Here is a 15,124-nt window from a genome sequence, read left to right as displayed (position 1 = left end):
GACTCAGACATGAATGCAAAGACACGACTTCTCTGGCTGCTGGCGACCACCTGGCTTGCCATCAGCCCGTTGCGGGCGGCTCAGCAAGCGCCCGGCGCGCCCTCTGCCAAGACCATGGGACCCCACGATGGGCGCACCAGCATCGCGCCCGAAATCGCGCAACGAGCCGGTATCACCACCGCAGCCGCCCGCCCTGGCACCCTCGAACGCACCCTGACTACCTTTGGCAATCTGGCGCCGGCCCCCGGGCAACGAGCGGAAGTGCGCGCCCGCTTTCCCGGTCTGGTCACGCGGGTGCTCGTCAACCTTGGTGACCAGGTCGGCCGCGGTAATGTCCTGGCCCAGGTGGAATCCAATGACAGCCTGCAGACCTACCCGCTACGGGCCCCCATCGCCGGTGTGGTGACCGCGCGACACATCAACAGCGGGGAAGTACCCGGCGAGGCCCCCCTCTTTGTCATCACCAACCTGGACACCCTATGGGCTGACTTGCGGATTTTTCCGGGCCAACGCGCTGCAGTCGCCACCGGCCAGGCCGTCAGCGTGACGGCCGAGGGGATCGAACGCCAGGGCACTATCCAGCATCTGTTGCCAACGGGTGAGCACACACCCTGGACCCTCGCCCGGGTCGAGGTAGAAAACAGTGACGGCCTGCTGATGCCGGGCCTGCTGGTGGCCGGGAAGATCGTCGTGGAGACCGTCGAAGTGCCCCTTGCCGTGCACAACCGCGCGCTGCAGTCCTTTCGTGACGGGACTGTGGTGTTTATCCAGAAGGGGGATACCTATGAAACCCGCCCCCTTGAACTGGGTCGTAGCGATGGCGAGATGACCGAGGTGCTGTCGGGGCTCGAGCCCGGCGACCGCTATGTGGTGGACAACAGCTACCTCATCAAGGCGGATATCGAAAAATCTGGCGCGTCCCACGACCACTGACAGGAGGCCACGATGATCACTGCCATCCTGCGCTTCTCGGTGGAGCGCCGCTATCTCATGCTGTCCCTGGTTCTGCTCCTGATCGGTGTGGGCGTGTGGAGCTTTCAACGCCTGCCCATCGACGCGGTACCGGATATCACCAATGTCCAGGTGCAGATCAACACGGAAGCTCCGGGCTACTCGCCCCTGGAGTCGGAACAGCGCATCACCTTCCCGGTGGAAACCGCGCTCTATGGTCTGCCAAACCTGGCCTACACCCGGTCACTGTCACGCTATGGGCTGTCCCAGGTCACCGTGGTGTTCGAAGAGGGCACCGACATCTACTTCGCCCGCAACCTGATCGACGAACGTCTGGGTGCTATCAAAAGCGCACTGCCCCCCGGTCTGGAGCCAAAGATGGGCCCCATCGCCACCGGCCTGGGTGAGATCTTCATGTACACGGTGGAGGCATTGCCCGGCGCCACTGGCCCCGGCGGCAAACCCCTTGACGCCACGGCACTGCGGGAAATCCAGGACTGGATCATCAAGCCCCAGCTGGCCCAGGTACCAGGAGTGACTGAAATCAACACGGTCGGTGGCTACGACAAGCAATACCATGTCACTCCCTCGCCGCAAAAGTTGCTGCAGTTCGGGGTTAGCCTGGGGATGCTGACCAACGCCCTGGCTGCCAACAATGCCAACCGCGGTGCAGGCTATATCGAGCGCAACGGCCAGCAATTACTGGTCCGGTCGCCGGGACAGCTGGCCACTCTTGCCGATATTGAGCAGGTGGTAATTGCCACCCGCGAGAGTGTGCCGGTGAGGGTCACCGACGTGGCGGAAGTCGGCATTGGCAAGGAGCTGCGCACCGGCGCCGCCACCCGCGATGGCAGGGAAACCGTATTGGGTACGGCCATGATGCTGATGGGGGAAAATTCCCGTACGGTCGCCCGGGCAATAGCGGAAAAGCTGGAGGCGATTGAGCCCTCCCTGCCCGAGGGCGTAAAGGTGGAGGCGGTCTACGACCGCACCCACTTGGTGGACAGGGCCATCGCCACCGTGGAAAAGAACCTCCTGGAGGGGGCGCTTCTGGTCATCGTGGTGTTGTTCCTGCTGCTGGGGAACCTGCGCGCCGCGCTAATCACCGCGGCAGTGATCCCGCTGTCAATGCTCGCCACCATCACGGGCATGGTGCGGACAGGGGTGTCTGCCAACCTGATGAGCCTGGGGGCGCTGGATTTTGGCCTCATTGTCGACGGCGCAGTGATCATCGTCGAGAACTGCGTGCGACGGCTGTCCCATGCCCAGCACGAGGGGCGGCTCGCACTCAAGGAACGGTTGCAGCTGGTGTACGAGGCTACCAACGAGGTGATCCGGCCCAGCCTCTTTGGTGTCAGCATCATTACCGTAGTCTACCTGCCGATCTTCTCCCTCACCGGCGTGGAGGGAAAAATGTTCCACCCCATGGCTGCCACGGTGGTGATGGCCCTGCTTTCGGCAATGGTACTGTCATTGACAGTGGTACCCGCCGCCGTGGCGGTCTTCATGGGTGGCAGGGTCGCCGAGAAGGAAAGTCCCCTCATTGGCGGCGCCAAATCCCTTTACCGGCCGGCACTGCAGCTTGCCATGCGCCATCGCTGGCTGGTGTTGGGCAGCGCCTCGTCACTGGTGGTGCTGTGCAGCTGGCTGGCGACCACCCTCGGCACGGAGTTCATCCCCCAGCTCGATGAGGGGGACATCACCCTGCACGCCATGCGCATTCCCGGCACCGGTCTCGAGCAGGCCATTACCATGCAAACACAGCTGGACGAGCGCCTGCAGGCGATCCCGGAAGTGGACAAGGTGTTCGCCAAGATCGGCACTCCGGAAATCGCCACCGACCCCATGCCGCCCAGCGTGGCGGACAATTTCGTCATCCTCAAGCCCCGGGATCAGTGGCCGGACCCGGAGCGGAGCAAAGCGGAGCTGCTGGCGACCCTGAAAGCCACCGTCGCCGAGTTGCCCGGCAACAACTACGAGTTCACCCAGCCCATCGAAATGCGTTTCAACGAGTTGATCTCCGGGGTGCGGGCCGATCTCGGCATCAAAGTGTTTGGCGATGACCTGAACCAGCTACTGGCCTCGGCGCAATCCATTCGGGAGATACTGGAAGGGATCGATGGAGCGGCGGACATTCAGGTGGAACAGGTTACCGGGCTGCCCATGCTGTCGGTCTACCCCAGGCGCACGACGCTGTCCCGCTACGGCTTGTCCGTGGATGACCTGCAGAGCCTAGTGGCCACCGGCATCGGCGGACAAGAAGCCGGTCTGATCTACGAAGGTGACCGCCGCTTTCAGCTGGTGGTGCGCCTGCCCGAAAGCCTCCGCCGGGACGTGGACGGACTAGCGGATCTGCCGGTTCCCCTGCCGGACGGCGACTACGTCCCACTGTCGGAGGTCGCCGACCTGGAGCTGGCACCCGCGCCAAACCAGATCAGCCGGGAAAATGGCAAGCGCCGCGTGGTGGTCACCGCCAACGTGCGCGACCGCGATCTCGGCAGCTTTGTCGACAAGGCAAGAGAGCGTATCGCTCGGCAAATCAAACTGCCCGACGGCTACTGGCTGGATTATGGCGGCACCTTCCAGCAAATGCAGTCAGCCAGTCAGCGCCTGACTCTCGTGGTACCCGCCACCCTGGCGCTCATTCTGGCGCTGCTGGTTTTGGCCTTTGGATCATTCAAGGACGCCCTGATCATCTTCACCGGCGTACCCCTGGCCCTTACTGGGGGCGTGCTGTCCCTGTGGCTCCGCGGTATGCCTCTGTCGATCTCTGCAGGGGTGGGCTTTATCGCGCTGTCCGGCGTGGCAGTGCTTAACGGCCTGGTGATGATCGCCTTTATCCGGGATCTCTGGCACCAGCAGGGCGAGCTGATGACGGCTATTATCGAGGGAGCCCTGATCCGTCTGCGACCCGTACTGATGACGGCGCTGGTAGCCAGCCTTGGCTTCGTGCCCATGGCACTCAATACCGGTACCGGCGCCGAAGTGCAGCGCCCCCTGGCGACCGTCGTTATCGGGGGTATCATCTCTTCGACGCTGTTGACGCTGTTTGTCCTGCCCGTGCTGTATTCCCTGGTGTATCAATCGAGAAACGGGAGCGGTGTCTTTGGCGAACAGGCAAGGCTAGCGTAAACTGTGCGGCCCCAACTGGCATTGAGTGAGTCTGCAGCAGGCATGAAAAACCGCCTGTCCCACATTGATATCAGACTCCTGCTGGCGCTGCAGGCGCTGCTCGACGAGCAAAGTGTAAGCCGGGCCGCCGATCGCCTCTGCGTCACCCAACCGGCCATGAGCAAGACCCTGGGCCGACTCCGCGACCTGCTCGATGACCCGCTGCTGACACGCTCGGGCTCGGGCCTGGTGCTGACCCCCAGGGCACAGGCATTGCGCCTGCCACTCGTGCGTGCGCTCAACGAACTGGAAGACCTGCTGGCGCCGGCCACCTTCGACCCGGCCTCGGCACAAGGGCGTGTCGGGATTCTTTACTCGGACACGATGTCGAGTGAAACCCTGCTCGCGCTGTGCGCGGACCTGCAACAAACCGCACCCCAGGTGCAGCTGGAGCTGCAGAACCACGTCAACACCCGTGTCGCGACCGTGGACCAGCTGGAACTCCTGCGTATCGGTGCAGTCGATTTCTCGATCTCCTCGGTATCGACCCGTGACCCGGATTTTGTCTGCTCACCGCTGAATCCGCGCGAGCTGATCTGCTGGATGCGGCGGGGGCACCCGCTGGCGGCGGTTGAGGAAATAGGCGCCGGAGAGCTTTTCAGCTACCCGCGACTGGTACTGTTCATGACCGGCTACGGCGAAGAGATCCGCGCGCAATTTGACGCTGCCGCCAAGCTGCTGAACATCGCGAGCGTGCCCCCCCTCAGGACCAGCTCCCTGCTAATGGCAATTGAGCTGATGCTGCAAAGCGACGCACTCCTGATCGCTTCCTCACAGCTAAGCAAGCTGGCCCTGACTCGCGACAAGATCATCGGACGCGACCTGCCGAAGGTAATTTTCGAAAATCAGGCGGGGCTTCGCCCCTACCTGATTCAGCATCTGCGCACCACGAGCTCACCCTTGCACCAGTGGGTACGCAGAAAAATCATCGAGATCGACAGGGTCGCTGTTCCCGCCAGCGACCGCACAGGAAACGCCAAGGGCTAACGGCGCCGGCGCTGCCAGAGCCCGGAGGAGCCTCGGGTAGCGCACTCGGGAAAGTGGCTATTAACGCTCGCCCCCGCCCTGCTGCCAGGCCTTCTCGCGTTCCCGCTCCTGCTTCCGCAAACGCGCACGGGTCTCTTCGTCGACCAGACGGCCACGGTCGCCAATCGCGCGAATCAGGGACTCATCGAAGGGCAACTCGTTGCGCCACCGGTCCTGCAGCTGCTCGCTGGGCGACACGGCCTCCGCCCAGTCTTTGGCGGGGATCCAGCCCGGATGCGGGACCAGCGTGCCGCGGGTACCGGCCAGCGGATGCTCCGCACGGCGCTGGCGCAGCAGCTCAGCCAGATGTACCACCTTTTCGGGCTCGCTCGCGGCCAGGTTGTTCTGCTCATTCGGGTCGCGATCAATCTGGAACAGCATTTCGCGCGTTTCCGTGGCAGTCTGGCCTTCGCGGACGATCTGCACCAGCTTCCAGGGCCAGTCGATCACGGCGGTAAAGATCATCCCGGGAACCGGAATCTCCGACACGAAGAACAAAGGCGTTTTACGCGGTACCGGCTGCCCGAGCAGTGCCGGCCAGCGGTTTTCCCCGTCGATCTCCGTACCGGCAGGCAGCTCCACACCCGCGGCGGCCGCCAGGGTCGGCATCACGTCGAGTACTGACATCATGTCGTTGAACGCCTGATTGGCCTGCAGGCGGCCCGGCCAGCGGATCACCGCAGGCACGCGGATGCCGCCCTCGAAGGTCTGCCCCTTCTGCCCTCGCAGCGGCTCGTTGTTGCCACCGTAGCCGTGAAAACCGCCGTTGTCGCTGAAGAACAACACCACCGTATTCTCCGCCAGTCCCTCGCTTTCCAGCTCGGCAAGCACCTGCCCCATGGCCCGATCCATCTCGTCAACCATGGCAGCATAGGTGCGCCGGTAGTCCTTCTCCGGCAGCCCGGCGTATTTGTCGATGGTTTCCTGTGGTGCCTGCATGGGGCTGTGCGGGGCGGTAAAGGGCACATACAGCAGGAACGGCTTGTCTTCATCGCGCTCGCGGATAAAGCGCAGCGCCTCGCGGGCCTCGAGGTGGGTCAGGTACTCCCCGGGTTCATGCACGCTCTCGCCGTTGTGCTGGAGGTCATGCCCGCCCTCGCGCTTGTGGTCGTAGAAGTCGGTATTGGTGTGCACGTGGCCCCAGAACTCGTCAAAACCCTGGGCATTGGGCAGCTGGTGTTCCTGCGTGTGCCCCAGGTGCCACTTGCCTACCAGGGCCGTCTGGTAGCCGGCATCCTGGAAGGCCTCAGCCAAGGTGTATTCGTCTTTATCAAGACCGGCGTTATACCAGGGGTGGATCTGGTCGTAGGCAATACCCAGCCGTATCGGGTCGCGGGCCGTCATCAGTGCCGCCCGCGTGGGGGAACAGATGGGCGTGGCGTAAAAGCGCTCCAGGCGAACGCCCTCCTCCGCCAGGCGATCAATGCTGGCGGTTTCGATGGGACTGCCGCGGTAGCCGACATCGGCCCAGCCGAGATCGTCGGCGAGGAAAATCACGATATTGGGGCGTTCGGGCTCTGCTATCGCCGAGGTGGCCGTGCAGCCAAAACCCAGCAGGAGTGTCGCAAAAAGCCTGAGCGATGCCCGCCCAGTTCTGAAGCGCATGGAAATTCGTTGAATGACAGTCATTGGATCGATCCCTGGTTGTCGACTCGGTATTCTTCTCGCACCAACCGTTTGCTCGCGGGGGCGTGCCAGCGGTAGCGTTGACCGGGTATTGAATCAGCCAGTGAAGACGTACGCTAATGGCCTTTGGCTATGCTTTGTATAACCCGCCAGGCATAGCTGCGAGGCAGCTTGCTCCCAGGGAGTGCAGCGATACACTGACAGGAAAACTCCTGGTTCGGGGGTAAATACCATGTGCGGCCGCTTCAACATCACCGACATGCCCGGCCTCCAGAGTTTGCTGGATGACCTCGGCATTGACCTGATACTGCCCGAGCCGCGCTACAACGTCGCTCCAACCGAGAACATCCTTCTGCTGCGCGAGGGGCGCGGCGATCCCGCCCGGTGGTGGCTGGTGCCCTCCTGGGCCAGAGAGGTGAGCACCAAGTACAGCCTATTCAACGCCCGGGCTGAGTCTTTGGCGAAAAGTCCGGCGTTTCGCGAGCCATTCAGGCGCCAGCGCGGGGTGGTACCGATGTCCAGCTTCATCGAATGGCGCCAGGAGGGCCAGAGGAAGCAACCCTGGGTGATCACCAACGAGGCGCAGATTCTGGCTGTGGCGGCCCTGTGGGACGTCTGGGAAGGGGGTGACGCACCGCTGCTGTCCTGCACGCTAGTCACTACCGAAGCCGCACCGGAGTTCAGGCCCTGGCACCATCGCATGCCGGTCATGCTGAGCCGTGAGGAGTGCCTGCGCTGGCTCGACAACCGCCAGACGATCAACCCGGGCGACCTGATGCTGGCGCCGGTGCTCAAGGAGAGCTTGATGCTCTACCCGGTCGATCGCAGCGTTGGCAATACCTCGCACCGCGACCCGGACTTGTTCCGCCCCTTGTCAGAGCCGACTGTCATTTCGGCGGAGCGGTGAAGAATCATCCAATTTGCACTCAGGGCCAGAGCCGGGTGGTGCTAGTAGTGAGCCCTGGCTCTATGCACTTACAATGGACTCACTGTGGACTTACGGGGCGGACTGGACTTATAGACTTCGGCAGACTTCGCCAGAAAGTGGTTATTTTTCAGGGGTTTAGTGGCGGGGGTAGAAGGACTCGAACCCTCGACCCACGGCTTAGAAGGCCGTTGCTCTATCCAGCTGAGCTATACCCCCGATGAGGGAGGGGAATGGGGTGGCCGACGGGGCTCGAACCCGCTACCTCCGGAGCCACAATCCGGTGCTCTACCAGGTGAGCTACGGCCACCACAACAAACGTGGTCTGAATACGACAGGCGTGCCAATTTGCCGTGTGTGGCGTGCAAATTGGTCGGGGTAGAGGGATTTGAACCCCCGACATCCTGCTCCCAAAGCAGGCGCGCTACCAGACTGCGCTATACCCCGAGATGAGTGACACCGTGGTGCGCTCGACCCCCGCGTTCAGGAGGGCGCATCATACTCAGGGTACCCGGGGTCGTCAACGGCAAAATGCCGCGAGTGCGCCCGCTCGCGGAGTCCGGAGCCCCGCATATCGGCGGCCCGGGCCGCGGCCAGGCGCGCGGCGACGGGGATACGCTTCCAAGGGCGCGGGCAGCGTGGGACAATAGCTGCCCTCCCCGGACCCCATCACATTTCGACAGGAAGCATGCAGATGTCAGCACTGGTACTCGACGGCAAGGCGGTTGCCCAGCAGACCGAGGCGGAATTGCGCGAGCGCGTGGACGCCCTAAAAGCCCGCTCCGACGGCAAGACACCGATTCTCGCCACCATCCTGGTCGGCGACGACCCGGCCTCGGCCACCTATGTGCGCATGAAGGGCAACGCCTGCAAACGCGTTGGCATGGAGTCCCTGGCGGTAGAACTGCCGTCCTCGACCACCACCGAACAGCTGCTGGCAAAGATCGACGAGCTGAACAACAACCCAGATGTGCACGGTATTCTGCTCCAGCACCCGGTTCCCGAGCAGATCGACGAGCGCGCCTGCTTTGACGCCATCGCCCTGGAGAAGGATGTCGATGGCGTCACCTGCCTCGGTTTCGGCCGCATGGCCATGGGCGAGCCCGCCTACGGCTGCGCCACGCCCCAGGGGATCATGCGGCTGCTGGAGCACTACCAGATTGAGATCGAGGGCAAGCACGCCGTGGTCGTGGGCCGCAGCCCGATTCTCGGCAAGCCCATGGCCATGATGCTGCTGCAGAAAAATGCCACGGTCACCATCTGCCACTCGCGCACCCGCGACCTGCCGGGCCTGGTGGCCCAGGCGGACATTCTGGTGGGTGCCGTGGGCAGGCCCGAGTTCATCAAGGCCGAGTGGGTGAAACCCGGTGCCGTGGTGGTGGATGCCGGTTACCACCCGGGTGGCGTGGGTGACATCGAGCTGGCACCCCTGGTGAACAAGGCCAGTGCCTATACGCCGGTACCCGGCGGTGTCGGCCCGATGACCATCAACACCCTGATCATGCAGAGTGTGGAGTCCGGGGAGAAATCCCTCGGCTAGGACGCCGACACCCTTTCACCCTGCCCGGCCGCTCCACGGCGGCCGGCGCAACCGGGGCTCATCCGGTGGAGAGCGGCCTCAGGCCCGTCGCCACTGGGTGCCTTCCCGGGAATCTTCCAGCACCACACCCTCCGCCAGCAGCTCGGCGCGAATGGCATCCGCAAGGGCAAAGTCCTTGTCCTTCTTGGCCCGGGCCCGGGCGGCAATTTTCTCTTCAATGGCTGCAGCGTCGAGGCCGTCGTCGTCGACCCCGCCCTGCATCCAGGCCTCGGGGTCCTGCTGCAGCAGCCCCAGCAATCCGCCCAGCGCCAGCAGGCGTGCCTTGAGCCAGGCCTGCTCCACGGGTGTCTGCGACTTGTGCAGCTGTCGCGCCAGGGCGTGCAGCTCACTGATTGCCCCGGGGGTGTTGAGGTCATCACAGAGCGCCTGGAAGGCGGCCTCGCCGGCCAGTTCCACCGCCTCGGGGTCGACGTCGATATGGCGCACGTCCCGCAGGGTGTTGTAAAGACTGCCGAGAGCGGACTCCGCCTGCCCCAGCAGCTCGCCGGAGAAGTTCAAGGGCGAGCGGTAGTGGGCGGAGAGCAGGGCAAAGCGCAGGACCTCGCCGCGGTAGTGCTGCAGCAACTCCCGCACCGTCTTCACGTTGCCCAGGGACTTGGACATCTTCTCCCCGTCCATGTCCAGGTAGGCGTTGTGCATCCAGTAGCGGACGAAGTCGCCGTCGTGACTGCAGCGGCTCTGGGCAATCTCGTTCTCGTGGTGGGGGAAGATCAGGTCGCGCCCGCCGCCGTGGATGTCGATGCTGTCGCCGAGGTGCGCCCGAATCATCGCCGAACACTCCAGGTGCCAGCCGGGGCGGCCACGGCCCCAGGGGCTGTCCCAGCCGGGCTCGTTGTCTGCCGCCGGTTTCCACAGCACGAAATCCCCGGGGTAGCGCTTGTAGTCCGCGACCTCCACCCGGGCCCCCGCCAGCATGTCCTCGAGGGAGCGCCCGGACAGCTTGCCGTAGTCGGGCATGGACTGGACGGCAAACAGCACGTGGCCGGCGGATTCGTAGGCGTGGCCTTTCTCGACCAGGGTCTCGGTGAGCTCGATCATGGCCCCGATATTGTGTGTCGCGTGGGGCTCGAGAGAGGGGCGCAGGGTATTCAGGGCCGCCATGTCCTCGCGGTACTTGGCGGTGAACTCGTCGGTCACCGCGTCGATGCTGCGCTCGCCGGCCTGTGCCGCGGCAATGATCTTGTCGTCGACATCGGTGATATTGCGCGCATAGACCACCTCCGGGTAGAGGTGTCGCAGCAAACGGAAGAGCACGTCGAACACCACCACCGGGCGCGCGTTGCCAATGTGCGCCAGGTTGTAGACCGTAGGCCCGCAGACATACATGGTCACGCGCTGGGGGTCGCGGGGCACGAAGCGCTGTTTCTCCCCACCGAGGGTGTTGTAAACACTCAGGGGGTGCTTGTTCGGGTTGTCGGATGCACTCACGTTACTGTTATCCCTCCCAGGTATCGCGCAGGCCGATGGTCAGGTTGAACACCGGTGCCTCGGGTGAATGGTCGTAGCGGTCGGCAACGAAATAGCCCTCGCGCTCGAACTGGAAGCCCTGCTCCGGCTCCGCTGCGGCGAGACCGGGCTCGATCCATGCACCCTCAACCACCCGCAAGGAGTCGGGATTGAGGCAGTCCATGAAGTCGCGATCGCCGCGGTCGGGGGCCGGGTCGCTGAACAGGCGATCGTAGAGACGCACCGTCGCCTGCCGCCCTTCCGTGGCGGAGACCCAATGGATCACCCCCTTGGGCTTGACGCCGTCGGCGGGGTCCTCGCCCAGGGTGTCGGGAATCACCCGGGCGTGCACCGCCAGGATGTTGCCCGCCTCGTCTTTCTCCACCGACTCGGCTTCCACCACATAGGCGCTGCGCAGGCGCACGCGTTTGCCCAACACCAGACGCTTGTACTTCTTGTTGGCCTCCTCGCGGAAGTCCTCGATGTCGATCAGCAGCTCGCGGGTAAAGGGCAGGCTGCGCTCACCGAGTTCCGGTCGACTGGGGTGAGCAGCTGCCGCCAGATCCTCGCGGTGCCCCTCGGGCAGGTTAGTCAGCACCAGGCGCAGGGGCTTGAGCACGCACATGGCCCGGGGGGCGTTGGTGTTCAGGTCGTCGCGGATGGCGTGCTCCAGCATGGCCACATCCACCACCCCATCGCTGCGGGTCACACCGATCATCTCGCAGAACTTGCGCACCGACCCCGGGGTAAAACCGCGACGTCGCATCCCGGCGATGGTGGGCATGCGCGGGTCGTCCCAGCCGCTCACCACGCCCTCGTCCACCAGCTGCTTGAGCTTGCGCTTGCTGGTGACGGTGTAGTTGAGGTTGAGGCGGCCGAATTCGTACTGGCGCGGCCGGCTGGGCACCGGCAGGTGCTCGATAAACCAGTCGTAAAGTGGGCGGTGATCCTCGAACTCGAGGGTGCAGATGGAGTGGGTCACCCCCTCGATGGCATCCTCCTGGCCGTGGGCGAAATCGTAGGTGGGGTAGATCACCCACTCGCTGCCGGTCTGGTGATGCACCGCGGTGCGAATGCGGTAGAGGATCGGATCGCGCAGGTTCATGTTCGGCGAAGCCATGTCGATCTTGGCCCGCAGCACGCGGCTGCCGTCGGGGAACTCCCCGGCCTTCATCCGCCGCAGCAGGTCGAGGTTCTCTTCGGGGCTGCGCTCGCGGTAGGGGCTGTTGCGCCCCGGCTCGGTCAGGGTGCCGCGGTGCTCCCGGGCCTGCTCCGCATTGAGGTCGCAGACGTAGGCCTTGCCCTGCATCACAAGGTACTCCGCCCACTCGTAGAACTGCGGGAAGTAGCGGGAGGCAAAGCGCACCTCCTCCGCCCACTCATAGCCCAGCCAGCGCACATCCTCCTGGATGGAATCGATGAACTCCTGGCTTTCCTTCTCCGGGTTGGTATCGTCGAAGCGCAAATTGCAGCGCCCGCCGAAGGACTCCGCCAGGCCAAAGTTGAGGCAGATGGATTTGGCGTGCCCCACGTGCAGGTAGCCATTGGGCTCCGGGGGGAAGCGGGTGACCACCTCGCTGACCCTGCCCATCTCCAGGTCCTCTTTGATAATGGCATGCAGGAAATTGTTGCCGGCTCGGGTTTCCATATCAGGCGCTGATTCCACTGTGTAAAACCGCGCATTATACCGGCAGCGGGGCCCGGTTTGGGGATCGCGTGCAGCAAGTTTCACCCGGCGGCAAAAGTCCGTATCATTGCCCGCCCATTATCCAGCACTGCAGACAGGACACACCCATGGTCATCATGCGCACCACCTTCGGCGACATCACTCTGAGCCTGGACGCCGAGAAGGCCCCGAAGACCGTCGCCAACTTCCTCAACTATGTGCGCGAGGGTTTTTACGACGGCACCATCTTCCACCGCGTGATCGACAATTTCATGATCCAGGGCGGCGGCTTCGACACCGACATGCGCCAGAAGCCCACCAGCGAGCCGGTCGAGAACGAGGCCGACAACGGCCTGAAAAATGACTTCGGCACCATCGCCATGGCCCGGACCATGGACCCCCACTCCGCGACGGCCCAGTTCTTCATCAACGTGAAGGACAACGATTTCCTCAACCACAGCGGCAAGACCATGCAGGGCTGGGGCTATACGGTATTCGGCAAAGTCACCGCCGGGGAAGACGTGCTGAACAAGATCCGCGCCCTGCCCACCACCAGCCGCAACGGTCACCAGGATGTGCCGGTGGACCCGGTGATCATCGAGTCCGTCGAGATCGTCGAGGGCTGAGGCCCCGCTCCCCGCGTGCCGGTTACCTGGTTCATCTCCGACCTGCATCTCGAGGTCACGCGCCCGGCCATCACCCGGGCGCTGGGGCATTTCCTGCTGGAACGGCGGGACTGCGACGCCCTGTACATCCTGGGGGACCTCTTTGACGCCTGGATTGGCGACGACGATGATGCCCCCCTGGTACAGGAGGTCGCGGACATGTTTCGGCGCTTTACCGCGGCGGGACCCAGCCTCTACCTGATGCAGGGCAACCGCGATTTCCTGCTCGGCCGCGAATTCTGCCGCCGGGTGGGCGCCCGCCTGCTGCAGGACCCCAGCGTGGTCAACCTGTACGGCGAGCCCACGCTGTTGATGCACGGGGACAGCCTCTGCACCGGGGACGTGGAATACCAGAAATTCCGCCAGACCACCCGCTCCGCCGCCTGGCAGCGCGAACTTCTGGCGCGCCCGCTGGAAGACCGGCGGCAGCTGGCCCGGGAGCTGCGCGCCCTGAGTCGCGAGGCCAACAGCAACAAGGCCGAGGACATCATGGACGTGACGCCCGAAGAGGTGGAACGGGCCATGCTGGATCGCGAGGTCCGCCAGCTGATTCACGGCCATACCCACCGCCCCGCCCGCCACGAGCACGCCGCCGGCACCCGCTGGGTACTGGGGGACTGGGAGGAACGCGGCTGGTGTATCGAGGCGCGACCGGGGCAACTTAGATTGATTGATTTCCCTATAAACTCATAGGGTTAAAGCCATGTCTTCGGGTAAATTCTCGAGTGTCGGGTCAAGCGCCCGGCCCCCTGCCGTGACGGCGCACTGTCATCAGATCGCAGCGGCGGCGCGCCCCGCCTGAGGACGCGTCGGCACGCCACTGTGAAAACGAAACTCGCGATCCTCGCGCTGCACCAGCGCCGCCTCCCGCTCGCGCAGGGTCTGTAGCCGCGCCGCCAGCTCCGGCTCGGGCGCCAGCCCCGACGCCAAGCCCAGGTAGTCCTGGAAGTGCCTGGCCTCGGACTTCAGCAGCGAGTGGTAAAAGCCGCCCAGCTCCTCATCCACCACCGGCACCAGGGCGGCGAAGCGCTCGCAGGAACGCGCCTCGATCAGGGCCCCCACCAGCAGGGTATCCAGCAGCCTATCGGGCTCGCGACTGCGCACCTCGGCGCGCAGCTCCCCGGCGTAGCGGGCCGCCGACAGCTGCGGGTAGTCCACGCCGCGCCGCTGCATCAGGCTGAGCACCTGCTCGAAGTGACGCAACTCCTCCCGCGCCAGGCGCGACAGCTTGTGCAGCAGCCGCGGCTGATCGACGTAGCGATACATCAGGTTCAGGGCCGTGGCAGCGGCCTTTTTCTCGCAGTTGGCGTGGTCCACCAGCAGGATATCGGGGTTCTGCAGGGCCCAGTCGACCCAGGCCGGTGGTGTCGCACAGCCGAGAAAGTCGCGCACCGGCTGCAAATCGACAGCGGCACTCATGCGCCCTCCTCCGCAAACAGGTCCGGCGTGCGCATGTAGCGGTCGTAGTGGGCCTCGGAGAGAGTATAAAACTCCCGGTCAATCTGCTCGCGCAAGTCGGTCAGTGGCATGCCTCGGTACTCCGCCTCCAGTTCAAAGCCAAAATCTGCCGGTCGCCGGATCTGCCCGGCCCCGGCCTTGAGCAGGCTGAACACCCAGCAATACTCGTCGTGCGTGGGGTTGTAGCGCAGTTGCTGGACCTGCAGCTGCCACTGCAAGAGGGCTTTGTCCACCACCCGCAGCTTGTTGCTGACGCACTGGGACAAAAAACCCGCGAGGCGCCCGTCGATGGCCCGCTTCTGCTCCGGGGAGTAACTGTTCCAGTGAATCACCTCGTGGGCGAAACGTTTGCAGCCACGGCATACGGCGTCGCCAATTCCGGTGGAACAGACGCCAATGCAGGGGGTTTTGACGATCGACAGCGACATGCGAAACAGACCGGGCGCGCGGCAACTCTCGGCGGCGCAGTGTAAAAGATCCACCCGATGAATGCACGGTATCCGGTCGCGGTTCATTTATCTTGCCCCGGCGCTGGGCTATACTCCCGCCCCGATTTTCCCGCGCCGGTGCGGGCTTCGCGCCACCGACGC

General features: G+C 64.1%; 12 protein-coding genes and 3 tRNA genes. 7 read left to right on the top strand and 8 right to left on the bottom strand.

Going from position 1 to position 15,124, the window contains the following annotated elements:
• Positions 1–9: 9 nt before the first annotated feature.
• The 3 genes from ACYVGS_RS07240 to ACYVGS_RS07230 are packed head-to-tail and all read left to right on the top strand — an operon-like array spanning position 10 to position 5,109.
• On the top strand, positions 10–933 hold the full coding sequence (locus tag ACYVGS_RS07240; RefSeq protein WP_460587998.1) for an efflux RND transporter periplasmic adaptor subunit: 924 nt from the start codon (positions 10–12) through the stop codon (positions 931–933).
• A 12-nt stretch (positions 934–945) separates the two neighbouring features.
• Complete coding sequence (locus ACYVGS_RS07235) at positions 946–4,083, top strand: efflux RND transporter permease subunit (protein WP_460587997.1); 3,138 nt, start codon at positions 946–948, stop codon at positions 4,081–4,083.
• Positions 4,084–4,125: 42 nt separating this feature from the next.
• The gene (locus ACYVGS_RS07230) at positions 4,126–5,109 is read left to right on the top strand and encodes a LysR family transcriptional regulator (RefSeq protein ID WP_460587996.1); all 984 of its coding nucleotides are present in this window, start codon (positions 4,126–4,128) and stop codon (positions 5,107–5,109) included.
• A 60-nt stretch (positions 5,110–5,169) separates the two neighbouring features.
• On the opposite strand, the gene ACYVGS_RS07225 is transcribed toward ACYVGS_RS07230, so the two are convergent.
• Positions 5,170–6,753 (bottom strand): sulfatase-like hydrolase/transferase, encoded by a 1,584-nt coding sequence (locus ACYVGS_RS07225; RefSeq protein ID WP_460587995.1) that lies wholly within the window; start codon positions 6,751–6,753, stop codon positions 5,170–5,172.
• A 253-nt stretch (positions 6,754–7,006) separates the two neighbouring features.
• Between ACYVGS_RS07225 and ACYVGS_RS07220 the strand changes: the two genes are divergently transcribed.
• Positions 7,007–7,681 (top strand): SOS response-associated peptidase, encoded by a 675-nt coding sequence (locus ACYVGS_RS07220; protein WP_460587994.1) that lies wholly within the window; start codon positions 7,007–7,009, stop codon positions 7,679–7,681.
• A 160-nt stretch (positions 7,682–7,841) separates the two neighbouring features.
• Here the strand turns inward: ACYVGS_RS07220 and ACYVGS_RS07215 are convergent.
• The 3 genes from ACYVGS_RS07215 to ACYVGS_RS07205 all read right to left on the bottom strand — a co-directional run bounded on the left by ACYVGS_RS07215 (position 7,842) and on the right by ACYVGS_RS07205 (position 8,146).
• Positions 7,842–7,918 (bottom strand) — tRNA-Arg (locus ACYVGS_RS07215).
• A 15-nt stretch (positions 7,919–7,933) separates the two neighbouring features.
• Positions 7,934–8,009, bottom strand: a tRNA-His gene (locus ACYVGS_RS07210).
• A 60-nt stretch (positions 8,010–8,069) separates the two neighbouring features.
• Positions 8,070–8,146: transfer RNA gene (locus ACYVGS_RS07205), tRNA-Pro, on the bottom strand.
• 247 nt (positions 8,147–8,393) lie between these two features.
• Between ACYVGS_RS07205 and folD the strand changes: the two genes are divergently transcribed.
• A complete protein-coding gene (gene folD, locus ACYVGS_RS07200; RefSeq protein ID WP_460587993.1) occupies positions 8,394–9,239 on the top strand; it encodes a bifunctional methylenetetrahydrofolate dehydrogenase/methenyltetrahydrofolate cyclohydrolase in 846 nt (281 codons plus the stop codon).
• A gap of 78 nt (positions 9,240–9,317) precedes the next feature.
• Here the strand turns inward: folD and cysS are convergent, their stop codons facing one another.
• Both cysS and ACYVGS_RS07190 read right to left on the bottom strand, forming a co-directional pair.
• Positions 9,318–10,727, bottom strand: a complete 1,410-nt coding sequence (cysS, locus tag ACYVGS_RS07195) for a cysteine--tRNA ligase (RefSeq protein ID WP_460587992.1) — start codon at positions 10,725–10,727, stop codon at positions 9,318–9,320.
• Between the two features lie 7 nt (positions 10,728–10,734).
• Positions 10,735–12,393: a glutamine--tRNA ligase gene (locus tag ACYVGS_RS07190; protein WP_460587991.1), complete on the bottom strand. Its 1,659-nt coding sequence runs from the start codon at positions 12,391–12,393 to the stop codon at positions 10,735–10,737.
• 146 nt (positions 12,394–12,539) lie between these two features.
• On the opposite strand from ACYVGS_RS07190, the gene ACYVGS_RS07185 reads away from it, so the two are divergent.
• Positions 12,540–13,037 (top strand): peptidylprolyl isomerase, encoded by a 498-nt coding sequence (locus ACYVGS_RS07185; protein WP_460587990.1) that lies wholly within the window; start codon positions 12,540–12,542, stop codon positions 13,035–13,037.
• Positions 13,038–13,052: 15 nt separating this feature from the next.
• The gene (locus ACYVGS_RS07180) at positions 13,053–13,769 is read left to right on the top strand and encodes a UDP-2,3-diacylglucosamine diphosphatase (protein WP_460587989.1); all 717 of its coding nucleotides are present in this window, start codon (positions 13,053–13,055) and stop codon (positions 13,767–13,769) included.
• A 78-nt stretch (positions 13,770–13,847) separates the two neighbouring features.
• Here the strand turns inward: ACYVGS_RS07180 and ACYVGS_RS07175 are convergent, their stop codons facing one another.
• Together ACYVGS_RS07175 and ACYVGS_RS07170 are read right to left on the bottom strand one after the other, a co-directional pair.
• Positions 13,848–14,495, bottom strand: a complete 648-nt coding sequence (locus ACYVGS_RS07175) for a MiaE family protein (RefSeq protein ID WP_460587988.1) — start codon at positions 14,493–14,495, stop codon at positions 13,848–13,850.
• A complete protein-coding gene (locus ACYVGS_RS07170; RefSeq protein ID WP_460587987.1) occupies positions 14,492–14,962 on the bottom strand; it encodes a DUF1289 domain-containing protein in 471 nt (156 codons plus the stop codon). The genes ACYVGS_RS07175 and ACYVGS_RS07170 overlap by 4 nt, the downstream gene beginning before the upstream one ends.
• Positions 14,963–15,124 lie beyond the last annotated feature (162 nt).

The organism is Haliea atlantica (assembly GCF_054779855.1).
Note: the sequence above shows the minus strand (reverse complement) of the source record. Positions and strands in the feature narration are given on the sequence as shown.